Origin of the sequence: Verminephrobacter aporrectodeae subsp. tuberculatae (assembly GCF_026127385.1) — a bacterium.
Lineage (GTDB): Bacteria > Pseudomonadota > Gammaproteobacteria > Burkholderiales > Burkholderiaceae_C > Acidovorax > Acidovorax aporrectodeae.
In genome coordinates this window covers 506,540-527,415 of record NZ_QZCX01000003.1, presented here as the reverse complement: position 1 = coordinate 527,415, position 20,876 = coordinate 506,540, and the positions used below count along the sequence as shown (strand labels likewise).

Sequence of the window (20,876 nt, the reverse complement as noted above, 5' to 3'; positions counted from 1 at the left end):
TCCATGCTCTACCAGATTGCATCTTTTCTGCTCGACGTCGTCGGTGGCCTGCTCGCGGGGGCCTGTCTCTTGCGTCTGTACATGCAGTGGCAGAAGGTCTCGTTCTTCAACCCGGTCGGGGGCTTTGTTTTTGCCCTGACGGATTGGCTGGTCCTGCCGCTGCGCCGGGTGCTGCCGCTGGTGGGCCGTCGGGACGCGTCCAGCCTGCTCGCCGCCGTGCTGGTTCAGCTGGCGCAGTATTTCTTGCTCATGCTGCTGGGGATGGGCTTTGCGTGGGCCTGGCTGCCATGGCTCGTGCTGTGCGGCCTGATGCGCGTGGCCGCATCCGGGTTGATCGGCCTGCTCATCGTCCACGTCGTCATGTCGTGGGTGCAGGTGCAGGGGCGATCGCCCCTGGCGGAGCTGATTGGCCGGTTGTGCGATCCGGTGCTGCGCCCGCTGCGCCGGATTCTTCCGCGCGTGGGCGGCATCGATCTCTCTCCGCTGATCGCGGTGGTCGTGCTCCAGGTGGCGATGATCGTCCTCGGGCATCTGCAGGTCAGCGCAATGCGCTGAGGCCGCGGCCACCCCCGATCGGGGGGGGCTATAGCACCGCGTCGGCCGGCAGGCGCTGCAGCATGGACAGGCTTTCGGCGACGGTGTTGCGCAGTTCGCGGCGGTCGCAGATCAGGTCCACGGCGCCCTTGGTCTGCAGGAATTCCGCGCGCTGAAAGCCCTCGGGCAGGGTGACGCGCACGGTCGATTCGATCACGCGCGGGCCGGCAAAGCCGATCAGGGCCCGGGGTTCGGCGATCACGATGTCGCCCATGAACGCAAAGCCCGCGCTCACGCCGCCCATGGTCGGGTCGGTGAGCACGCTGATGTAGGGCAGGCCCTTCTTCGCCAGACGCGTGAGCGCCGCGTTGGTCTTGGCCATTTGCATGAGCGACAGCAGGCCCTCCTGCATGCGCGCGCCGCCGGTGGCGGTAAAGCAGAGGAAGGGCACCTTCTGCTCGATCGCGGTTTCCACGCCGCGCACGAAGCGCTCGCCGACCACGGAGCCCATGGAGCCGCCCATGAAGTCGAATTCAAAGCAGGCGGCGACCAGGTTGATGCTCTTCACGGCGCCGCCCATGACGATGAGCGCGTCGGTCTCGCCGGTGTTCTCGAGGGCCTCTTTCAGCCGCTCGGGGTATTTGCGGCTGTCCCGGAACTTCAGCGCGTCGACGGGCAGGACTTCTTGGCCGATTTCGTAGCGGCCTTCGGCGTCGAGGAAGGCGTTGAGCCGCACGCGCGCGCCGATGCGGTTGTGGTGGCTGCAGTGGGGGCAGACGTTCTGGTTGTGTTCCAGGTCCGCCTTGTAGAGCACCGTCTCGCAACTCGGGCATTTGATCCACAGGCCCTCGGGAACCTGGCGGCGCTCGGTGGGGTCGGTGTGCTGGATTTTTGCGGGCAGAAGTTTTTCGAGCCAGGACATGGTGTTTTTCTCCTCAGTGGCCTGGTTTGCCCCGCACCCCCCTGTGTGGGGGGGGATGGCAGGGCAAGCCGGGCTGGATTATGCGTCGAGCGCCTTGCGGATTCCGCGCAGGAAGTCCTGCGCGATCGGCACCACCCGGGAGTGCTCCTGGTCTTCGATCAGCTCGATGATGCGGCTGCCGATGACCACGGCGTCGGCTACCTTGCCAATCGCCTGCGCGCTGGCCGCGTCGCGGATGCCAAAGCCCACGCCCACGGGGATCTGCACGTGCCGGCGGATGCGCGGCAGCATCTGCTCCACGGCGCGGGTGTCGAGCGCGCCCGAGCCCGTCACGCCCTTGAGTGCGACGTAGTACAGGTAGCCACTGGCCACGCGCGCCAGCTGCGCCATGCGCGCGTCGGTGCTGGTGGGCGCGAGCAGGAAGATCAGGTCCATGCCGTGCGCGCGCAGGGCGGCGGCAAGGGACTGGCATTCCTCGGGCGGGTAGTCGACGACGAGCACGCCGTCCACGCCCGCGGCCGCGGCGTCGCGCACGAACGCTCCGGCCCCTTGCGCTCCCTGGCCGTGGATTTGTTCGTAGCGCTCGATCGGGTTGGCGTAGCCCATCAGCACCACGGGCGTGCTGCGGTTGCGCTGGCGGAATTCCCGTACCTGCCCGAGCACCTGCAGCATGCCCACGCCCAGGCGCAGGGCTCTTTCCCCGGCCCTCTGGATGACCGGGCCGTCGGCCATGGGGTCGGAGAACGGGACACCCAGTTCGATGATGTCCGCGCCCGCATCGACCATGCCGTGCATCAGCGCGGGCGTGATGTCGGCGAACGGAAAGCCGGCGGTGACGTAGGGAATCAGCGCCTTGCGGCCCTGAGTCCGGAGCGCGCCGAGGGTGGATTCGATGCGGCTCATGGCTTGTCCCCTCCGGCGGGCTGCGCGCCGCCCTTGACGGACTGCCCCTGGCAACTCGGGCGGCAGTAGAAACTGGCGCCGCTGAGGTCGGCGACGGTGCCGATGTCCTTGTCGCCCCGGCCCGAGAGGTTGACCAGAATCGACTGGTCCGGGCGCATGCTCCGGGCCAACTGCAGCGCATGCGCCACGGCGTGGCTCGATTCGAGCGCCGGGATGATGCCCTCGGTGCGGCACAGGTAGTGGAAGGCGGCCAGCGCTTCCTGGTCGGTGACACCCACGTATTCGGCGCGGCCGATCTCCTGCAGCCAGGCGTGCTCGGGGCCTACGCCGGGGTAGTCCAGGCCGGCGCTGATGCTGTGCGTCTCGGTGATCTGGCCGTTGTCGTCCTGCAGCACGAAGGTGCGGTTGCCGTGCAGCACGCCGGCGCTGCCCTTTTGCAGCGACGCCGCGTGCCGGCCGGACTCCAGCCCCTGGCCCGCCGCCTCCACGCCGATCAGGCGCGTCTTGGCAAACGGGATGTAGGGGTGAAAGATTCCCATGGCGTTGCTGCCGCCGCCCACGCAGGCGATCACGGCGTCGGGCTGCGCGCCCGGCAGCTTGTGGTCGGCGAGCATGGCGGGCATCTGCGCGATGCATTCCTTGCCGATGACGCTCTGGAAGTCGCGCACCATCGTGGGGTAGGGGTGCGGGCCCGCGACCGTGCCGATGATGTAGAAGGTGTCGTCCACGTGCGTCACCCAGTCGCGCAGGGCCTCGTTGAGGGCGTCCTTGAGCGTCTGGCTGCCCGACTCCACCGGCACCACGCGGGCGCCCAGCAGATGCATGCGGTAGACGTTCGGGCTTTGGCGCCGCATGTCCTGCACGCCCATGTAGACCACGCATTCGAGGCCGTAGCGTGCGCAGATGGTCGCCGTGGCCACGCCGTGCTGGCCGGCGCCGGTTTCGGCAATCACGCGCGGCTTGCGCATGCGCCGGGCGAGCAGGGCCTGGCCGATCACGTTGTTGATCTTGTGCGCGCCGGTGTGGTTCAGGTCTTCGCGTTTGAGGTAGATCTGCGCGCCGCCCAGCTCGCGGCTGCTGCGCGCCGCGTGGTAGACCGGCGAGGGGCGGCCGACGAAGTGCTTGAGCTCGGCGTTGAATTCGGCCAGGAACTCGGGGTCGTCCTGGTAGTGCAGGTAGGCTGCGCGCAGTTCTTCGACGGCGTGGGTCAGGGTCTCGCTGATGAAGCTGCCGCCGTAGGGGCCGAAGTGACCCGAGGAGTCAGGTTGCTGATAGGAAGGCATGGGGGTTCTTTGCAAGTTGTGCATCGGCCGCGCGCACGGCGGCGACGAAGCGTTGAATTTTTTCGGCGTCCTTGGTGCCCCTTCGGGGCTTGCCATCGGGGCCATCGGCCTCGACGCCGGAACTGACGTCAACCGCCAGCGTCTTGCAACGCGGGCGAACTTGCAAAATGCCATCGGTCACGTTTGCAGGTGTGAGTCCACCAGACAAAACGAGGTGAGCGTCGACGCTTGGTGGAAGGAGTGACCAATTGAATGCCTTGCCGCCACCGCCATAACCGTCGACATGCGCGTCGAGCACGATGGCCTGGGCTCGGGAATGATTGAGCGCGTATTCTACGAGGTCGAAGCGCGCCGCAGCGTCGCCCAGCGGAATGCGCGCCGCGCGCAGGTAGGACCGGGCTCCGCAGCCCGTGGCCGCCCAGCAGTCCTGCGCGGATTCATCGCCATGAAACTGGACGCTCGCGCCGGGAACCAGGGCACTGGCTGCGAGCACGTTTTCCACCGATTCGTTCACGAAGAGCAGCACCGGGGTCACGAAGGGCGGCAGGCGCCTGGCCAGCGCGGCGGCCCGGGCGGGTGCGACGGCGCGCGCGCTGGGGGCGTAGAGCACGAAGCCGACGGCGTCGGCGCCGGCCGCGACGGCGGCGTCCACGTCGTCTTCGCGTGTCAGGCCGCAGATCTTGATGCGGGTGCGTGCTGCGGGGAGCGTTGCCGGGTCCTTCATGGCAGCCAATCATACGCAGCCGTGCGCCGGGGCAGGCCCCAGGCGGCGTCGTAGAGCGGACCCAGAAAGTACAGTCCGTCGGGGGCGAACGTGGGCGCCGCAGCGGCGCGCGATTTGGCACGCAGCACCTGCTGCATCCACGCGGGAGGCTGCCGGCCCTGGCCGACGGCGATCAGGCAGCCCATGATGTTGCGCACCATGTGGTGCAGGAAAGCGTCGGCCTCAAACTCGAAGCGCCAGTAGCAGGGGCCGTGCGCATCGCCCGGGCCGCGGCGCACGATGTCGATGCGCCGCAGCGTTTTCACGGGGGAGGGGGCCTGGCAGGCCGCCGCCCGGAAGGAGCTGAAGTCATGTTCGCCGAGCAACTGCTCGGCTGCCTGCCGCATCGCCGCATGGTCCAGCGCCTGGAACACCCAGCCCACGCGGGCGGCGTCAACGCTGGGCCGCACGGGCGATTGCAGCAGCACGTAGGCGTAGCGCCGGGCCACGGCGCTGGCGCGCGCGTGAAAACCGTCGGCAACGGGCTGCGCCCATTGGACGGCGATGTCCGGCGGGAGAAAGCGGTTCGTGCCGCGCACCCAGGACGCGGTGGGGCGCTCGAGCGGTGTGTCGAAGTGCACGACCTGCATCAGCGCGTGCACCCCCGCGTCGGTGCGGCCCGCGCACAGGGTGCCGACGGGCTGCGTGGCAAAGCGATGCAGAGCGGCTTCGAGCCGGTCCTGAACGGTATTCCCCGAGGGTTGGCTCTGCCAGCCGCTGTAGCCCTGGCCGTTGTAGCTCAGGCCCAGGGCCATTCTCATGGTCATGGGCTGACTCGGGGGTGGCGCAACGCCGTGCGCTGCATCAGCTCATCAGTTTGGTCAGCAAGCGCTGGGCCTGGGCCTTGACCTCGCCGCTGGACTCGGCGATCACCTCGTCGATCAGCGCGCGCGCGCCGTCGGCGTCGCCAATGGCGTGGAATTCCTCTGCCAGGGCCAGCTTGGTTGCCAGCGGGTCGTCGTCTTGCACCATCATCGCCGCCGGGCCGATGCTGGAGACTTGGAACTCCGATACGGCAGCGGCCGCGGGCTTGGCCGGTGGCGGTTTGCCCAGTTCCATGGGGGCGATCGGTGGCATGTCCATGCTGGCGGGACGTGCACTGCTCGCCGGTGGGAGCCCTGCTGCCATGGCGGGGATGGGGGCGGCTACGGGCCTGGCCGGCGGCAGATCCAGCGACAGTTTGCCAAGCTCCATGGCGGCGGTCGCGGCCATGCTCGGACTGCTTGGCCCTGGTTGAAGCGATTTGGCCGCTGGTGCCTGCGGTGGCAGGTTCAGTATGGGAGCGGGCTCCGTATCCTGCGCGCTCCAGCCGGAAGCCAGCGCCGATTGCGGCGCGGGCTGATTCCGCTGCACCTGGGCCTCGCTGCCCAGGCCCAGTTTGCCGCGCTGGTTGCCGGCAGCTGCGGTTGCCGGCACCGGAGCCGCCGTCGCTCTGCCGGACAGCGCGGTGCTCACCGGGACCTGGCTCAGATCGAAGTCCAGGGTGGAGCGCGGGCCCTGTACCCCCTGTACCGAATGGCCCGAGTTGCCCGAATGGCCTGCGTCGATGCGAGATTCGCTGCCCAGGTTCGGACGGGTGCCCAGCTGGTACAGGCGGTTTTCCGGGTCCAGAGTACGGCCGAGCTCGGCAATGTGGACCCAGTCAGGGCCTGCGCCATGGGTGAGGTTGAATATCTCGCTTGCGACGGCTTCCAGGGCCTTGCGGTCCTGGCGCTTGGCATAGATTTCACCGAGCTTTGTGTGCACGGAGACGCGGCCGGGGCTGTGGCGCACGGCTTCCTTGAGGATTTCTTCGGCCTGGATGTCGCGCCCGTAGGCCAGATACACGTCGGCCTCGGCCACGGGGTCCACGTCGCCGCCCGCGTCGAGCTGGCTGGGGGAGTAGGCCATGGAGGTGCTTCCGCTGGTGGTCAGTGGATTGCCCGCAGCGGTATCCACGCGCTGAGCGCCGTTGGGGCCCAACAGGGAGTCATGCTGAAGGCTGCTGTTTTCGCTCTGCGTGCTGTCCCGGTTCTGCCGGGAACTGCGCGTGGCGCGGTAGCGGTAGGCGCCAAAACCCAGCAGACCCGCAAGCACGATGCCTGCGCCTATGGGCAGTAGCGGATCTGCCATGAGGGTTGACAGGAGGCCGGGATCTTCGGCGGGGACGGCGGGAGGGGGCGCGGGCGCGGGCGCGGGTTTTGGGGGGGGCCGGTGCGGGTTCAGGGGGGGGCGCGGGGGGGGCGGGAGGCGCTACCGGGGTCGCGGGGACGGCGGGTGCTTGCACGACCACGGCTGCGGGGGCGCTGGCTGCGGCCGCCGGGGCCGCGCCTGCGGTGGACGCCGCTCCGAGTTGGTTCAGTTCGGTGATGTTCTTGGACAGCTCGGCCATCCGCGTTGTGGTCTCGTGCGCCTGCTTGTCCTTGGCAAGCTGCTCCTCGGCGGTTTTGCGCCCTTTGACCGCGCCTTTGGACAGGGTGAGCTTGTCGGGTGCCGTGGTCGCGGCTCTTCTGTCTTCCACCCGGGTCTGGACGTTGCCTGTGGCCGAGCGCTGCGCAGCGGCGATTCCGGTTGCGGGCACTGCGGTCGCGAGCTTGTTGCGGAAGGCGTTGAAGTCGCGCGCCTGCGCGGCCAGGATCTGCCGCGCCTCGGACGCTGGCGTGGCCTGCGCCGTTGCCTGGTCGGGAATCTGCAAAACGGCGCCGGCTTTGAGGAGATTGGCGTTGCCCCGGATGAAGGCGTCGGGATTGCTGTGCACCAGGGCGACCAGCATCTGGTCGAGCGAGACCCCCGCCGGACGGTAGGCATTCGCGATGCGACCCGCGGTGTCGCCGGCCCGCACCGTGACGCCGTCGGCTGGCGCAAGCCGTGTGGCGGACGCCGGGGTCATGGCCTCCTCGTCGGTACGCGGCTGCGCAGGGGTCGCGTCGGATGCTGCGGACTGCCCGGCCGCCATCTGCGCCGCCGCCGTGACCGCAGGCGCTGCGCGGCGTGCGGACGACGGGTCGAACAGCATGGTGTAGTTGCGCACGATGTGGCCGGAACCCCAGCGGGCGTCGAGCACCAAGTCGAGGAACAGATCGCTGACCGGGCGCTCACCCGAGAGCCGCAGCATGGTCGTGCCATCGGGTCGGCGCTGCAGTTCAACCTGCAGATTGTTTATCGCCTGCGTGTATTCCATGCCCTGGGCACGGAAGACTTCCGGGGAGGCAATCGTGGCGCGCAGGGAATCGGCTTCGGCCGGGGTGATTTGCGGCAGTTCGATTTCGGCGCGCAGTGGCTCGCCCAGGACGGACTGCACATTGATGCGACCCAGCGCCAAGGCGGACGCATCGGTGCTGTAGCTGCCAGCCGCAGCCAGGACGGCGGCTGCCAGGGCGGAAAATTTCCAACGCTGCATGGTTGCGAATAGGTGGTGGGGAGTTTTTGCGGCTCGCACGAGCGGTGTTCTTTTTCTCATGTTTTGATTCCCTGAGCCCCTCTCTGGCACGCGAAAATGTGTAAAAAGCAAAATAACATCAATGTGTTGCACTGACAAGCCGATGTGATGGCGAAGCTTTGAATGAGAGGTGACAAGCTGCGGATGTCGCCAATTGCCAACGGGCCGTAAGCGGGTGTGTCGCGGCATGGAGCATGAAAAGCACCCACGGCGGGCGCTGCGCGCGCGCATCAGGCATCGAGCAGGATGCGCAGCATGCGGCGCAGGGGCTCGGCGGCGCCCCAGAGCAGCTGGTCGCCAATGGTGAAAGCGCCCAGATACTCCGGGCCCATGGCCAGCTTGCGGATGCGCCCTACGGGAATTCCCAGGGTGCCGCTCACGGCCACCGGCGTGAGCGCTTCGAGCGTGGCTTCACGGGTGTTCGCGACCACCCGGGCCCAGGGGTTGTCGGCGGCGATCATGGCCTCTACGTCGGCAACCGGAACGTTCTTTTTGAGCTTGAAGGTCAGGGCCTGGCTGTGGCAGCGCATCGCGCCCACGCGCACGCAGAAACCATCGACCGCGACGGCGGGGGCGTCGAAGCCCTCGCCCCGGCCCAGGATCTTGTTCGTCTCCGCCATGCCCTTCCATTCCTCCCGGGACACGCCGTTGCCCAGGTCCTTGTCGATCCAGGGGATCAGGCTGCCGCCCAGGGGCACACCGAAGTGGGTGGTTTCGGCGCCGTCGAGGGCGCGCTGTTTTGCGCTGAGCCTGCGGTCGATTTCCAGAATCGTGCTCCCGGGGTCGTCGAGCAGCGCCTTCACCTCGGCGTTCAGCGTGCCGTACTGCGTCAGCAGTTCGCGCATATGCTGCGCGCCGCCGCCGGACGCGGCCTGGTAGGTGTGGGTGCACATCCACTCCACGAGGCCGGCCTTGTACAGCGCGCCCACGCCCATGAGCATGCAGCTGACGGTGCAGTTGCCGCCGATCCAGTCCCGCGCGCCGCGCGCCAGGGCGTTTTTGATCACCGGCATGTTCACCGGGTCGAGCACGATGACTGCGTCCCGGTCCATGCGCAGGGTGGACGCGGCGTCGATCCAGTGGCCCTTCCAGCCCGCGGCGCGCAGCCCGGGGTACACCGCCTGGGTGTAGTCGCCGCCCTGGGTGGTGACGATGATCGCGCAGCGCTTGAGCGCATCGGTGCTGAAAGCGTCCTGCAGCGTGGTTTCGTTGCGCGCCTGCGCGGGGGCCTTGCCGCCGGCGTTGGACGTGGAGAAGAACAGCGGCTCGATGCGCCCGAAGTCTTGTTCTTCGAGCATGCGCTCCATCAGAACCGAGCCGACCATGCCGCGCCAGCCGACAAAACCCACCAAGTTGTTGTGCATGACGTCCTTGCCAAATGAATGAGACCGTGCCGTAGCAGCTTGTTTTCCACGGCGCGTGCGACCCCTGTCCTGCCCCGTGCATCGCGGCACATGAAACTGCGCCTTGCGGAAAAGGGGGGGATTGTAGAGCGGGTTTTCAGAGGCCCAGGCGCGCGCGCGCGGCCGCGTACTCGCTGCGCAACTTGGCCACGCGCTCGGCCACGCCGGTCACGGCGTCGATCACGCCAATGCCCTGGCCGCAGCCCCAGATGTCCTTCCAGGCCTTGTGCACGTCGCCGCCGAAATTCATCTTGCCGGGGTCGGATTCGGGGAGATTCTGCGGGTCCAGTCCGGCCGCGCGGATCGATGGCGCCAGGTAGTTGCCGTGCACGCCGGTGAACAGGCTGCTGTAGACGATGTCGTCCGAACTGCTGGCGACGATGGCCTGCTTGTAGCCGTCGCTCGCGTGCGCCTCGTGCGTGGCGATGAACGCCGATCCGATGTACGCCAGGTCCGCGCCCATGGCCTGCGCCGCGAGCACCGCGTCGCCCGTGGCGATGGCGCCCGAGAGCGCGATCGGGCCGTCGAACCATTGGCGGATTTCCTGGATCAGCGCAAACGGGCTCTTCACCCCCGCGTGGCCGCCGGCGCCGGCGGCCACGGCGATCAGGCCGTCGGCGCCCTTGTCGATCGCCTTGTGCGCGAAGCGGTTGTCGATGATGTCGTGCAGCACGCTGCCGCCCCAGCCGTGCACGGCCTGGTTCACGTCCTCGCGCGCGCCCAGGCTGGTGATGATGATCGGCACCTTGTATTTGGCGCAGACCTGCATGTCGCGCTCGAGCCGGTCGTTGCTCTTGTGCACGATCTGGTTGACGGCAAAGGGCGCGGCGGGACTCGCCGGGTGCGCCCGGTCGTGCGCGGCCAGGGCCTCGGTGATCTCGGCGAGCCAGTCGTCGAGTTGCTCCGCCGGGCGGGCGTTGAGCGCGGGCATGGCGCCCACGATTCCGGCCTGGCATTGCGCGATCACGAGCCGGGGGGTGCTGATGATGAACAGCGGCGCGCCGATCACGGGCAGCGACAGGTTTTGCAGCACGGCAGGGAGTCTGGACATGGTGACGGTTTCCAACGGGGGGGGGGGGGAAGGGGGGATGATTTCCGGCGATCGGCCGCGCACGCGGGAGGCTGCGGATCTTCCGGGTGCTTTCAGAAAGCCTGCGGCGCGAGCGCGCGCACGCTGCCCGCGCCTTCGACGATGCTGTCGCGCAGGCCGGGCGCCTTGACCAGGATGTGCTCGGCATAGAACTGCGCGGTGGCGATTTTTGCGCGCATGAAGGCCTCGTCGCGCCCCTGGCGCAGCAGATCCTGCGCCACCAGCAGGCTGCGCGCGAGCTGCCAGCCCGCGAGCACGTTGCCCGCGAGCATCAGGTAGGGCACGCTGCCGGCAAACACGGCCTGGGGGTCGGCCTGGATCGTGCCGAGCACGAACTCCACCACGTCCAGCAGCGCCTGGCGTGCGGCGCAGAGGCGGCGCGCCATGGACCGGGCGGCGGGGGTGGCGCTGGCCAGCAGTTCGGCCTCGGTGGCTTCGATCTGCGCCGCGATGGCCCGGACCGTCTGGCCGCCGTCGCGCGCCGTCTTGCGGCCCACGAGGTCGTTCGCCTGGATCGCGGTCGTGCCTTCGTAGATGGGCAAAATCCTGGCGTCGCGCAGGTACTGGGCGGCGCCGGTCTCTTCGATGAAGCCCATGCCGCCGTGCACTTGCAGTCCCAGGGACGTGAGCTCCAGGCTGGTCTCGGTGCTGTAGCCCTTGACCAGGGGGACCAGGAATTCATGCAGGGCCTGGCTCTGCTTGCGCAACTGCGCGTCGGGATGGTGCTGCGCGGTGTCGAACGCGGCGGCGGTCACGCAGGCCATGGCGCGACAACCCTCGACGGTGGCGCGCATGGTCATGAGCATGCGCCGCACGTCGGGGTGCTCGATGATGGCCACGCTGGCCTGGCTGCTGCCGTCCACGGGGCGGCCCTGCACGCGCTCGCGGGCGTACTGCACGGCCTTCTGGTAGGCGCGCTCGGAGATCGCTATGCCCTGCAGTCCCACGGCGTAGCGCGCGGCGTTCATCATGATGAACATGTATTCCAGGCCCCGGTTCTCCTGGCCCACGAGGTAGCCCACGGCGCCGGGCACGGCGCCCGCGACCATGCCCGCGCCAAACTGCAGCACGGCCGTGGGGCTGGCCCGGATGCCGAGTTTGTGCTCGATCCCCGCGCAGTACACATCGTTGCGTGCGCCCAGGCTGCCGTCCTGCCCGACGAGAAACTTCGGGCAAACGAACAGGCTGATTCCCTTCACGCCCTCGGGCGCGCCCGCGACGCGGGCCAGCACCAGGTGCACGATGTTCTCGGTCAGGTCGTGCTCGCCGTAGGTGATGAAGATCTTGCTGCCGAAAATCCCGTAGCTGCCGTCGGGCCGGGGCTCGGCGCGCGTGCGCACCAGCGCCAGGTCGGAGCCGGCCTGGGGCTCGGTCAGGTTCATGGTGCCGCTCCAGCGGCCGCTCACGAGCTTTTCCAGGTAGATCGCCTTGAGCGCGTCGCTGCCCGCCGTGAGCAGCGCCTCGATGGCGCCGTCGGTCAGCAGCGGGCACAGCGCGAAACCCAGGTTGGCGCTATTGCACATCTCGATGCAGGCTGCACCGATGGTCTTGGGCAGGCCCTGGCCGCCATAGCCGGTCGGGTGCTGCAGGCCCTGCCAGCCGCCTTCGACGTAGCGGCGCAAAGCGTCCCGAAAGCCCGGCGGCGTGGTGACCGCGCCGTCCTTCCAGACCGAAGGATTCTTGTCGCCCTCGGCGTTGAGCGGGGACAGCACGCCCTCGCTGAACTTGGCGCATTCCTGCAGCACGGCCCGCGCGGTCTCCAGGCCCGCGTCTTCAAAGCCGGGGATTTGCGCGAGCTGTTCGATGCGCGCCAGATGCTCGATGTCGAACAGCATGTCCTCGAGCGGGGCGGTGTAGCTCATGGGGCCTCCGGGAGCGCAAATGAATGCGCAAAAAAAGACGACGCCAGCACGGCGGCCTCGGTCAGAGCGCGCGCACCAGTTCCGGAACGGCCGTGAACAGGTCGGCTACCAGGCCGTAGTCGGCGACGCTGAAGATCGGGGCCTCGGAGTCCTTGTTGATCGCCACGATCACCTTCGAGTCCTTCATTCCGGCCAGATGCTGAATCGCTCCCGAGATGCCGACCGCCACGTACAACTGGGGCGCGACGATCTTGCCCGTCTGCCCCACCTGCCAGTCGTTGGGCGCGTAGCCCGCGTCCACCGCGGCGCGGCTGGCGCCGAGCGCGGCACCGAGCTTGTCGGCCAGGGGCGTTATGACGGCGTTGAAATTTTCCTTGCCGCCGAGCCCGCGGCCGCCGGAGACGATGATCTTCGCGGCGGTCAGCTCGGGGCGCTCGCTGCGCGCGATTTCGCTGCTGACGAAGCGGCTCTGGCCGGTGTCGGCGACGGCGTCCACGGCGTCCACGCCGGCCGAACCACCGGATGCCGCGGCGGCGTCAAAGGCCGTGGTGCGCACGGTGATGAGCTTTACGTGGTCGGCGCTTTGCACGGTGGCCAGCGCGTTGCCCGCGTAGATCGGGCGCTCGAAGGTGTCGGCGCAGAGCACCTGCGTGATGTCGCTGATCTGGGCCACGTCGAGCCGGGCGGCGACGCGCGGCGCAACGTTCTTGCCGCTGGCGGTCGCGGGAAACAGGATGTGGCTGTAGCCGCCGGCCGCGCTGCCCTGGAGCGCCAGCACCTGCGCGGCCACGTTCTCGGCCAGGCCATGCTCCAGGCCCGGCGAATCCGCGTGCAGGACCCGGGACACGCCGGCGATGCGCGCACCCGCCGCGGCCGCCGCGCCCGCGTTGTGCCCGGCCACGAGCAGATGCACCTCGCCCCCGCAGGCGATGGCGGCGCTCACGGTATGGAGCGTTGCGCCCTTGATGGACGCGTTGTCGTGTTCGGCAATGACGAGGACCGGCATTCAGATCACCTTTGCTTCGTTCTTGAGTTTCTCGACCAGGGCGGCCACGTCGGCGACCCTGACTCCGGTGCTGCGCTGGGCGGGCTCGGTCACCTTCAGGGTTCTGAGGCGGGGCGCGACGTCCACGCCGAGGTCTTCGGGGCTGACGGTGTCGAAGGGCTTTTTCTTGGCCTTGATGATGTTCGGCAGGGTGACGTAGCGCGGCTCGTTCAGGCGCAGGTCGGTGGTGATGACGGCGGGCAGCGTGAGTTCCAGGGTTTCCAGGCCGCCGTCGATTTCGCGCGTCACGCGCACCGTGTCGGCCGCCAGTTCCACCTTGCTCGCGAAGGTCGCTTGCGGCAGGTCGGCGAGCGCGGCGAGCATCTGGCCGGTCTGGTTGGCGTCGTCGTCGATCGCCTGCTTGCCCAGGATCACGAGCGCGGGCCGTTCCCTGTCGAACAGGGCCTTGAGCAGCTTGGCCACGGCCAGGGGCTGCAATTCCACGTTGGTTTGCACCAGGATCGCGCGGTCGGCGCCGATGGCCATGGCGGTGCGCAGCGTTTCCTGGCACTGCGCTACGCCGCAGGACACTGCGATGACTTCGGTCACCAGGCCTTTTTCTTTCAGGCGTATCGCTTCTTCCATGGCGATTTCGTCAAAGGGGTTCATGCTCATCTTCATGGCGGTGGTGTCCATGCCCGTGTTGTCCGCATTCACGCGGACCTTCACGTGGTAGTCCACCACCCGCTTGACCGGGACCAAGACCTTCATTGCAGCGACTCCTGGGGTTGGTTGAGTTTGAATAGGTATGCGCAAAGCGGAGCATTCTATGCCGCGCAGCGGGGGCCCCCTGTCTGTTCTAGCGCGCGTCGAACGCCGCCCTGATCCACTGCACGGACTCTTCCACGAGCACCACGTCGAAGCGGCAGGGCGGCGGGGAAGGCTGGCGCAGCAGGTAGTGCCGCACCGCGAAAACGATGCGCTGCTGCTTGCGCGCGCCGATGCTCGCCCCCGCCCCGCCAAAGGCGTTGCCGCTGCGCCCGCGCACCTCGACGAACACCAGGGTGCCGTCGCGCTCGCGCATGATCAGATCGATCTCGCCGCCGCCGCGCCCGGGCGTCCGATAATTGCGCGCCATCAACTGCAGGCCCGCGGCCTGCAGGTGCGCCAGGGCCCTGTCTTCGGCTGCTTCGCCACGCTGGCGCGTGCTGCCGGTGGCCGCAGGCGCTGGCGCAGGGGCCGGCTTTCTCTTTCCAAGGAATTGCATTGAGCGCCTCTTTCGCTTCAGCCCTCGACGCCGCGCGCGCAGCGGCGGCCGCGCAGCATCATCCGCAGGCGGCGCTGTACATGGTGGCAACGCCCATCGGCAATCTGGCCGACATCACCCTGCGCGCGCTGCACGTGCTGCAACTGGCCGACACCGTGGCCTGCGAGGATACGCGCCACACGCAATCCATGCTGCGCGCCTACGGCATCGACAAGGGTGCGGCCCAACTGCTGGCGCTGCACCGGCACAACGAGGCCGAAGCCGCGCAGGACGTGGTGCAGCGCCTGCAGCAAGGCCAGCGCGTAGCGTACGTGAGCGACGCCGGAACGCCCGGCGTGAGCGACCCGGGCGCCCGGCTGGTGGCCGCCGTGCAGGCGGCGGGGCTGCGCGCCATGCCCCTGCCTGGCGCGAGCAGCATCACCACCGCGCTGAGCGTTGCCGGTGCCGTGGCCTGGCGCGGCGCGCCGGACGGTTTCGTGTTTGCGGGTTTTCTGCCGGCAAAGAGCGCCGAGCGTGCGCGCGTGATCGGACAGTTGGCGCATGAGCCGCGCTGCGTGGTGCTGCTCGAAGCCCCGCACCGCATCGGCGAACTGGCGCAGGACCTGGCCGCGCTGGGCGCACGCCCCGTGACCCTGGCGCGTGAATTGACGAAACAGTTTGAAGAGGTCACGACCCGGCCCGCGCAGGCGCTGAGCGAATGGATCGATGCATCGCCCCAGCGCGCGCGCGGCGAATTCGTGCTGCTGCTGCACCCCGTGCCCGTGCCCGTGGCCGGCGACGGCGGCGAGAGCCTGCGCGTGCTGCGTCTGCTGCTGCAGGCGCTGCCCCTGCGCAACGCCGTGCGGCTGGCCGCAGAGATTACCGGCGCGCCGCGCAATGCGCTGTACGCGCAGGCACTCGAATGGCAGCGCGCAGGGGTTTGACGAGGATCTCCACAGCCAGGGTCGTCCTGCCCGTACTTCGCTTGGCCGGGTGTGCTCCTGCACCGATGAAGGCCGTGCTTCGCCATTCAAGAACAATCTCAGCCAGTCCTTTGGGAAATCCACACGGTGGCAATAGCGACGAGCGTCAAGGCAACGACGACAACGCCATGGTCTGAAATCACCATGCCTGTCATGGCGACGGCAGTTCCACTGCAGACCGCTTGCAGAAAACCGGACAGCGCGGCAGCCGACGTTCGGTCAGCCTCTTCGACGTTGAGCGCATCGGCCATGGCAGGAACCATGACGAAACCGAAAGCAGACAGCACGACGATAACGCCGACAACGGTCCAAGGTGGGCCATGGACTTGCCCAACGAGCGCGAGAACGCATCCGAGACCCATGATGACCATCCCCGTTTTGGTCAGAGCCCGGCTGCTCACGCGCGGCACAAGCCACCCGGTGATGGCAAGTCCCACTGCAACGGCCATGTTGGCCAAGGACAGAACCAAACCAACCGAAAAAACAGAGCTGGCCTGGCCAGTCAGCATGAATGGCAGGCGTACAGCAAGCGGAGCGAAAACCATCTGGAATCCGACCATCGCCAATACCGGTCCTGAAAATCTCGGCTCCTGTAGAAGCGCGCACCAGCCGCTTCGATCTACGGGGCTGACGTCATGCTTGTCGCCGCGCACGGTCCGTTCGACTTCGATCCAAACGCCGACCAGAAAAATCGGAGCAACGAGCGCAAGCAGCGCCCATCGCCATCCGGCTGCGCTCGCGATCGCGCCGACGATGAATGGCATGGCAATTTGTTTCAGTTCGACGGCGCTACTGGCCCAGGCGATGAGACGTTTGAACGCACTCTCTCCGACAGCGGTTCTCATTGCGACCCGCGTGGCGTTCGAGCCGACGCTATTGACCAAAAACATCGCCAGAAAGGCCCCTGCGAACACCACGCCGTTCGGGGCCATGCAGAGACCCCCCGCGCAAAGGCCGAGCGCAATGCAGGACAAGCCAGCAGCACGATAGAGACCCAGGGCGTGGATGATCGGAACGGAGAGCAATTGCGCGAGCGCGAATGCGATATAGCAGCATCCGAGCAAGGTCTGAAAAACGGCTTCAGACATGCCGTGGTTTTGCGCCATGGCCGGAAAGAGCGGCACGAGCGCATCAAAGAAAAGGGCAACCACCACGAAGCGCATGGTGGTTGCCCAAACGAGGCTGGACCGCCCCGTTCCTCCGATTGATCCGGACTTGAGCAGATATACCTCAGCCGTTAGCCTACAGCGGCGAGATGGACCGGCTTGGGCGAGCCGCCCTCGCTACGCTGTTTGCTGCCGGCGATCCAGTCGGAAATCAACGCGCTGTGCTCAGGATGGCGAGCAATGAGGTAACTTTCCACTTCAGTCCATTCTCCCGCCTCGAACCAGCGCTGCAGCTTGCCAGGATCGGCACGAGGGATGGGAAGCTCCATATGCAATTCCACCGCAGAATTTTTGTCCGGCGTAGCGTGATCGGTTTGATAGCCGCCACATTCCGTTTTTGGCGGTTTGGGCACGATACCCCTTTGTCAAAAACCACACTGTCGATGCGGGAAAGGAAGGCCACCAGCCCATGCCTGGACCGTCGCGGCCGCGCTTCGCTTGCCGTCCCTGATTTAGTCCACCCGGGCGCCGGAGGCCCTCACCAGCTCCTGGTACTTGGCGCGTTCGCTGGCCATGAAGGCGTCGAACTGCCCGGGCGTGCTGCTTACCGGCTCGGCGAGCAGCGCGCTGAAGCGGGCCCGGGTTTGCGGCGCGTCGAGGGCGGCGACAAGGGCCCGGTTGAGCCTGTCGATCACCGGCCGGGGCGTTGCGGCGGGGGCGACCAACCCCCACCAGGTGTCGATGGCAAACCCCTGGAACGCCGCGGACAGCGGCGGCACGCCGGGCAGCGCTGCGCATGCCTCGAGCGAGGTCACGGCCAGCGCGAGCAACCGGCCCGCGCGGATGTTCGGCGCTGCGGTGGCCAAGTTGTCGATGTTGAAGTCCACCTCACCCGCGAGCAGGGCCAGCTGCGCCGGATGCCCGCCGCGGTAGGGAATGTGCAGCGCAAAAATGCCTGCGCGCTGCTTGAGCAGCTCGCCCGCCAGATGGCCCGCGCTGCCGTTGCCGCCGCTGCCGTAGTTCAGCCCGGCGGGGTGGGCGCGGGCGTAGGCGATCAGGTCGGCCAGGCTGTGGATCTTGAGCTGCGCGGCCCGGGCGGTGTTCATCACCAGCACGTTCGGGACGCGCAGCATCTGCGTGATTCCCGCGAAGTCCCGGCCCGCGTCATACGGCATGCGCGCGTACAGCCAGGGGTTGACCGCGTGGGTGGCGGTGGTGGCGATGCCTATCGTCAGGCCGTCGGGCGCGGCCTTGGCAATGGCGTCGGCGCCGATGTTGCCGCCCGCACCGCTCTTGTTCTCTATGACCACGGTCCCCAGCGTGTCGCGCACGCGCTCGACCAGCGCGCGCGCCGTGGCGTCGATGGGGCCGCCCGCTGCGTAGGGAACGATCAGGCGGATCGCTGGGCCCGGGCTCTGCGCCAGCGCGCGGGCGCAGGAAAGAGCCATTGCGGCGCCGGCGATGATGAGCCAGTGTCTGCGCTGCGTGCTGGTGCAAGAGATGGATGGACCCTGGGCCTGCCGGATGCAGCGCGCGCCCCGCACCTTCTCATGCGCCATGCTTGTCCGCCTCGGAAATAAAGGCGTCCGCATGGAACTCCTGCGCTGGCAGGCCGCGCTGCGCGCCGTAGGCCGCGCGGGCTGCATCGACCACGACGGGGGCGCCGCAGGCGTAGATCTGGTGGCCCGAGAGGTCGGCAAAGTCGTCGAGCACGGCCTGGTGCACGAAGCCGGTGCGGCCGCTCCAAGCGTCCCCGGGCAGCGCATCGGAGACCACGGGCACGTAGGCGAGGTTCGGCATCTCGGCCACGCGCGCCAGCATCCAGTCGTGCAGATACAGGTCGCCCGGGCGGCGGCCGCCCCAGTACAGCACGGCGGGGCGTGCGATGCGCTGGAACTGCATGTGCTCGATGATGGCCTTGATCGGGGCAAAGCCGGTTCCCGAGGCCAGCAGCACGATGGGTTTGTCCGAGTCTTCGCGCAGGAAGAAGCTGCCGAAGGGGCCTTCCACGCGCAGGATTTCCTTCTCCTTCATCGCGCCGAAGACATGCTCGGTGAACTGGCCGCCCGCCATGTGGCGGATATGCAGTTCCACGCCCGGCGCCGTGGCCTGCTGGTGCGGCGCGTTGGCGATCGAGTACGCGCGGCGCGCTCCGTCGCGCAGGATGAACTCGAGGTACTGGCCCGCGTGGTAGCGCAGGGTATCCGCCGCGGGCAGTTGCAGGCGCAGCAGCATCACGTCGTGCGACTTCTTTTCCAGCGTGGCCACGCGCACCGGCATTTTCTTGACGGGGTAGGCGCTTTCGTCGGTGACCTGGCGCGCTTCGAGCACCACGTCGCTCAAGGGCTGCGCGCAGCAGGTCAGCACCCAGCCGGCGGCCTCTTCTGCGGCCGTGAGGGCCTGCGGCTGGTGCCGGCCATGCTGCACGGTGCCGCTGAGTTTCTTGCACTTGCAGGTGCTGCACGCGCCGTCCCGGCAGCCGTAGGGCAGGCCCACGCCGCTGCGGATGGCTGCGGTCAGGATGGCCTCGTTTGCGTGGGCGCTGAATGCGCGGCCGCTGGGCTGCACGCTGATCTGGAACGCTGCGGTCGCGGCAGCCTCGGCGCTGGTCATGTCGTGGTTATCCTCGGGACGGATTTTTTTGTTGGAAAAACGGAGCCGATTTTGCCTTCAAACCAAAGCCCGCTCGGCGCCCTGCCAGCGCGTTTTCGCCGGGAACGCCTGCTGATCGTCGGCTGCGGCGACGTCGGCCAGCGGGTACTGCGCGACCTGCACGGCGGCCCCGGCGCCGGGCGCGTGCAGTTGCTCGCGCTGAGTTCCAGCCCGTCCCGGGTGGCGCAGCTGCGCGCCCTGGGCGCCCGGCCCCTGCGGGGCGATCTGGACGACGTGGCCAGCCTGCGGCGCTTGTCGGGCCTGGCGACGCGGGTGCTGCATCTGGCGCCGCCGCCGGGCGCGGTGGACGGGGGGGATGCGCGCGATCCGCGCACCCTGGCGCTGACCCGGGTGCTGCGGCTGCGCAGCCTGCCAAGGTCCCTCGTCTACGCGTCAACCAGCGGCGTTTATGGCGACTGCGCGGGCGCCAGGGTGCCCGAGACGCGCGCCCTGGCGCCTGCCACGGCGCGCGCGCAGCGCCGCGCGCACGCGGAACGGGCCGTGCGCCACCTGGGGCGCGCGGGCGTGCGGGTCGGCATCTTGCGCGTCCCGGGAATCTATGCCCCCGACCGCGCGCGGGGCCGCGCCGAGGACCGCCTGCGCAGGGGCGTCCCCGTGCCGTTGCCCGGGGACGATGTGTTCACCAGCCACATCCACGCCGATGACCTGGCGCGCGTCTGCGTGGCCGCCCTGTGGCGCGGCCGGCCGCAGCGCGCCTACAACGCGGGCGATTCGAACCCCATGAAGACGGGCGACTATTTCGACTTGGTGGCGGACCGGTACGGCCTGCCGCGTCCCCCGCGCGTGCCGCGCAGCGCCCTGCCGCCGACGCTGCGCAGCTTCATCGGGGAGTCGCGCCGCCTGGACAACCGGCGCATGCTGCGCGAACTGGGGGTGCGGCTGCGTTATCCCGGTGTGCAGCAGGGGTTGCGGGATTGAGCGCCCTCAGCGCGGGTAGCGCTTGCCCTGTTTGTCGTAGCAGCGGAACACATTGCAGTTCGTGAGTTTTCCCTCGGGCGGCGCGGGGGCGGGGGCGGGGGCCGCAGGGATTTGTACCGGCTGGTACGGGGGGCGGATGACCAGCGGCGGTAGCGCGACGGGCCTTGGCGCGCGCGTTTTCTCCAATTCCGCGTAGGCCTCGGGGCCGAGGCAGTCGAGGTCAACCTGCTTCTGCGCTGCGGCGGCGCGCAGACCCTGCTCCTCAGGGGCTGCGCCCGAGTCGCCGAGCGCGGCGTCGAGCTTGCGGCGCGAACTCGCACATTCGGGAGAGCGGGAAGGGTCCTCCTTCGGCTTGTTCGCCGCGCGCCGTGCGTCGTTCGCGGCGGCTTCAGCGGCTTCGGCCTGAAGGCGCTGCTGCTCGCGCGCCAGCGCCTGCGCGGCCCGTTCGTTTTCCAGCTGGATTTCTTCGGGGGTCCTGCGCGCTTGCACTTCTTGCGCCGTGCTTCCGTGCGCGCAATGGCCGTCGGTGTACGTTACCCGGCCCGTGCCGGCATCGGTGCAGCGCAGCACCTGCGCCTGGGCGCCCAGCCCGGCGGCGCCCAGGCACAGGAGGAGGGTCAAGGATCGGAGCATGGGGCTGTTCCTGCTGTCAAATGGGAGCCGGGCCGTCTCCGCTCAGCGTCGCCCGGGGCGCACGCCCCTTCCGTAGATGATCACGGGCGGGTGCACCGGGTACGGGAGCAGCATGGCTGGGGGAATGGGTCGGCGGTGCCAGGGCGGTGGTGCC

The 20,876-nt window shown here is 68.4% G+C and carries 21 protein-coding genes; 3 read left to right on the top strand and 18 right to left on the bottom strand.

The window, feature by feature from the left end:
* Positions 1 to 3: 3 nt before the first annotated feature.
* Positions 4 to 555: a YggT family protein gene (locus D5041_RS17420; protein WP_010108268.1), complete on the top strand. Its 552-nt coding sequence runs from the start codon at positions 4 to 6 to the stop codon at positions 553 to 555.
* Between the two features lie 28 nt (positions 556 to 583).
* On the opposite strand, the gene accD is transcribed toward D5041_RS17420, so the two are convergent.
* The 13 genes from accD to D5041_RS17360 all read right to left on the bottom strand — a co-directional run bounded on the left by accD (position 584) and on the right by D5041_RS17360 (position 14,430).
* Positions 584 to 1,456, bottom strand: coding sequence for an acetyl-CoA carboxylase, carboxyltransferase subunit beta (gene accD, locus D5041_RS17415; protein WP_010108266.1), 873 nt, complete (start codon positions 1,454 to 1,456; stop codon positions 584 to 586).
* 78 nt (positions 1,457 to 1,534) lie between these two features.
* Entirely contained in the window at positions 1,535 to 2,359 is an 825-nt protein-coding gene (trpA, locus tag D5041_RS17410; RefSeq protein ID WP_265285339.1) for a tryptophan synthase subunit alpha, read from the bottom strand.
* Positions 2,356 to 3,642 carry a tryptophan synthase subunit beta gene (gene trpB / locus D5041_RS17405; RefSeq protein WP_010108263.1) on the bottom strand — a complete coding sequence of 429 codons (1,287 nt, stop codon included), beginning with the start codon at positions 3,640 to 3,642 and terminating at the stop codon, positions 2,356 to 2,358. The genes trpA and trpB overlap by 4 nt, the downstream gene beginning before the upstream one ends.
* Positions 3,620 to 4,366, bottom strand: a complete 747-nt coding sequence (locus tag D5041_RS17400) for a phosphoribosylanthranilate isomerase (protein ID WP_265258815.1) — start codon at positions 4,364 to 4,366, stop codon at positions 3,620 to 3,622. The genes trpB and D5041_RS17400 overlap by 23 nt, the downstream gene beginning before the upstream one ends.
* Complete coding sequence (gene truA, locus D5041_RS17395) at positions 4,363 to 5,166, bottom strand: tRNA pseudouridine(38-40) synthase TruA (protein WP_265259415.1); 804 nt, start codon at positions 5,164 to 5,166, stop codon at positions 4,363 to 4,365. Before truA ends, D5041_RS17400 begins: the two co-directional genes overlap by 4 nt.
* A gap of 43 nt (positions 5,167 to 5,209) precedes the next feature.
* The gene (locus tag D5041_RS22260) at positions 5,210 to 6,295 is read right to left on the bottom strand and encodes a motility hub landmark protein FimV (RefSeq protein ID WP_321162583.1); all 1,086 of its coding nucleotides are present in this window, start codon (positions 6,293 to 6,295) and stop codon (positions 5,210 to 5,212) included.
* 79 nt (positions 6,296 to 6,374) lie between these two features.
* Positions 6,375 to 7,784 carry a type IV pilus assembly protein FimV gene (locus D5041_RS22255; protein WP_321162582.1) on the bottom strand — a complete coding sequence of 470 codons (1,410 nt, stop codon included), beginning with the start codon at positions 7,782 to 7,784 and terminating at the stop codon, positions 6,375 to 6,377.
* A gap of 269 nt (positions 7,785 to 8,053) precedes the next feature.
* Entirely contained in the window at positions 8,054 to 9,187 is a 1,134-nt protein-coding gene (gene asd, locus D5041_RS17385; protein WP_265285338.1) for an aspartate-semialdehyde dehydrogenase, read from the bottom strand.
* Positions 9,188 to 9,323: 136 nt separating this feature from the next.
* Entirely contained in the window at positions 9,324 to 10,277 is a 954-nt protein-coding gene (locus D5041_RS17380) for an NAD(P)H-dependent flavin oxidoreductase (RefSeq protein ID WP_265280886.1), read from the bottom strand.
* Between the two features lie 92 nt (positions 10,278 to 10,369).
* Entirely contained in the window at positions 10,370 to 12,178 is a 1,809-nt protein-coding gene (locus tag D5041_RS17375) for an acyl-CoA dehydrogenase (RefSeq protein ID WP_265285337.1), read from the bottom strand.
* A 61-nt stretch (positions 12,179 to 12,239) separates the two neighbouring features.
* The gene (locus D5041_RS17370) at positions 12,240 to 13,184 is read right to left on the bottom strand and encodes an electron transfer flavoprotein subunit alpha/FixB family protein (protein WP_265285336.1); all 945 of its coding nucleotides are present in this window, start codon (positions 13,182 to 13,184) and stop codon (positions 12,240 to 12,242) included.
* Positions 13,185 to 13,934 (bottom strand): electron transfer flavoprotein subunit beta/FixA family protein, encoded by a 750-nt coding sequence (locus D5041_RS17365; protein ID WP_265258810.1) that lies wholly within the window; start codon positions 13,932 to 13,934, stop codon positions 13,185 to 13,187.
* Positions 13,935 to 14,022: 88 nt separating this feature from the next.
* Positions 14,023 to 14,430, bottom strand: coding sequence for a YraN family protein (locus tag D5041_RS17360; protein ID WP_010105075.1), 408 nt, complete (start codon positions 14,428 to 14,430; stop codon positions 14,023 to 14,025).
* Here D5041_RS17360 and rsmI point away from each other — a divergent pair.
* Entirely contained in the window at positions 14,430 to 15,353 is a 924-nt protein-coding gene (gene rsmI, locus D5041_RS17355) for a 16S rRNA (cytidine(1402)-2'-O)-methyltransferase (RefSeq protein ID WP_265285335.1), read from the top strand. The genes D5041_RS17360 and rsmI overlap by 1 nt on opposite strands.
* Positions 15,354 to 15,451: 98 nt before the next feature.
* Here the strand turns inward: rsmI and D5041_RS17350 are convergent, their stop codons facing one another.
* The 4 genes from D5041_RS17350 to D5041_RS17335 form a co-directional block, all read right to left on the bottom strand.
* Entirely contained in the window at positions 15,452 to 16,555 is a 1,104-nt protein-coding gene (locus D5041_RS17350; RefSeq protein WP_265285334.1) for an MFS transporter, read from the bottom strand.
* Between the two features lie 74 nt (positions 16,556 to 16,629).
* The gene (locus D5041_RS17345; RefSeq protein ID WP_265285333.1) at positions 16,630 to 16,911 is read right to left on the bottom strand and encodes a hypothetical protein; all 282 of its coding nucleotides are present in this window, start codon (positions 16,909 to 16,911) and stop codon (positions 16,630 to 16,632) included.
* A gap of 99 nt (positions 16,912 to 17,010) precedes the next feature.
* Positions 17,011 to 17,946: a tripartite tricarboxylate transporter substrate binding protein gene (locus D5041_RS17340; RefSeq protein WP_265285752.1), complete on the bottom strand. Its 936-nt coding sequence runs from the start codon at positions 17,944 to 17,946 to the stop codon at positions 17,011 to 17,013.
* Between the two features lie 100 nt (positions 17,947 to 18,046).
* A complete protein-coding gene (locus tag D5041_RS17335; RefSeq protein WP_265258807.1) occupies positions 18,047 to 19,111 on the bottom strand; it encodes a CDP-6-deoxy-delta-3,4-glucoseen reductase in 1,065 nt (354 codons plus the stop codon).
* 51 nt (positions 19,112 to 19,162) lie between these two features.
* Between D5041_RS17335 and D5041_RS17330 the strand changes: the two genes are divergently transcribed.
* Positions 19,163 to 20,089 carry an NAD-dependent epimerase/dehydratase family protein gene (locus tag D5041_RS17330; protein WP_265285332.1) on the top strand — a complete coding sequence of 309 codons (927 nt, stop codon included), beginning with the start codon at positions 19,163 to 19,165 and terminating at the stop codon, positions 20,087 to 20,089.
* A 6-nt stretch (positions 20,090 to 20,095) separates the two neighbouring features.
* Here D5041_RS17330 and D5041_RS17325 read toward each other — a convergent pair whose 3' ends face one another.
* A complete protein-coding gene (locus tag D5041_RS17325; RefSeq protein ID WP_265280877.1) occupies positions 20,096 to 20,722 on the bottom strand; it encodes a DUF4124 domain-containing protein in 627 nt (208 codons plus the stop codon).
* Positions 20,723 to 20,876: the final 154 nt, after the last annotated feature.

Coding starts and splice junctions, on each gene's coding strand:
- trpA (WP_265285339.1), bottom strand. CDS start 2,359: ATGAGCCGCATCGAATCCACCCTCGGCGCGCTCCGGACTCAGGGCCGC.
- D5041_RS17420 (WP_010108268.1), top strand. CDS start 4: ATGCTCTACCAGATTGCATCTTTTCTGCTCGACGTCGTCGGTGGCCTG.
- D5041_RS17400 (WP_265258815.1), bottom strand. CDS start 4,366: ATGAAGGACCCGGCAACGCTCCCCGCAGCACGCACCCGCATCAAGATC.
- D5041_RS17365 (WP_265258810.1), bottom strand. CDS start 13,934: ATGAAGGTCTTGGTCCCGGTCAAGCGGGTGGTGGACTACCACGTGAAG.
- D5041_RS22255 (WP_321162582.1), bottom strand. CDS start 7,784: ATGCAGCGTTGGAAATTTTCCGCCCTGGCAGCCGCCGTCCTGGCTGCG.
- D5041_RS17335 (WP_265258807.1), bottom strand. CDS start 19,111: ATGACCAGCGCCGAGGCTGCCGCGACCGCAGCGTTCCAGATCAGCGTG.
- D5041_RS17360 (WP_010105075.1), bottom strand. CDS start 14,430: ATGCAATTCCTTGGAAAGAGAAAGCCGGCCCCTGCGCCAGCGCCTGCG.
- D5041_RS17325 (WP_265280877.1), bottom strand. CDS start 20,722: ATGCTCCGATCCTTGACCCTCCTCCTGTGCCTGGGCGCCGCCGGGCTG.
- truA (WP_265259415.1), bottom strand. CDS start 5,166: ATGAGAATGGCCCTGGGCCTGAGCTACAACGGCCAGGGCTACAGCGGC.
- asd (WP_265285338.1), bottom strand. CDS start 9,187: ATGCACAACAACTTGGTGGGTTTTGTCGGCTGGCGCGGCATGGTCGGC.
- D5041_RS17350 (WP_265285334.1), bottom strand. CDS start 16,555: ATGCGCTTCGTGGTGGTTGCCCTTTTCTTTGATGCGCTCGTGCCGCTC.
- D5041_RS17380 (WP_265280886.1), bottom strand. CDS start 10,277: ATGTCCAGACTCCCTGCCGTGCTGCAAAACCTGTCGCTGCCCGTGATC.
- D5041_RS17375 (WP_265285337.1), bottom strand. CDS start 12,178: ATGAGCTACACCGCCCCGCTCGAGGACATGCTGTTCGACATCGAGCAT.
- accD (WP_010108266.1), bottom strand. CDS start 1,456: ATGTCCTGGCTCGAAAAACTTCTGCCCGCAAAAATCCAGCACACCGAC.
- D5041_RS17370 (WP_265285336.1), bottom strand. CDS start 13,184: ATGCCGGTCCTCGTCATTGCCGAACACGACAACGCGTCCATCAAGGGC.
- D5041_RS17340 (WP_265285752.1), bottom strand. CDS start 17,946: ATGGCTCTTTCCTGCGCCCGCGCGCTGGCGCAGAGCCCGGGCCCAGCG.
- trpB (WP_010108263.1), bottom strand. CDS start 3,642: ATGCCTTCCTATCAGCAACCTGACTCCTCGGGTCACTTCGGCCCCTAC.
- D5041_RS22260 (WP_321162583.1), bottom strand. CDS start 6,295: ATGGCCTACTCCCCCAGCCAGCTCGACGCGGGCGGCGACGTGGACCCC.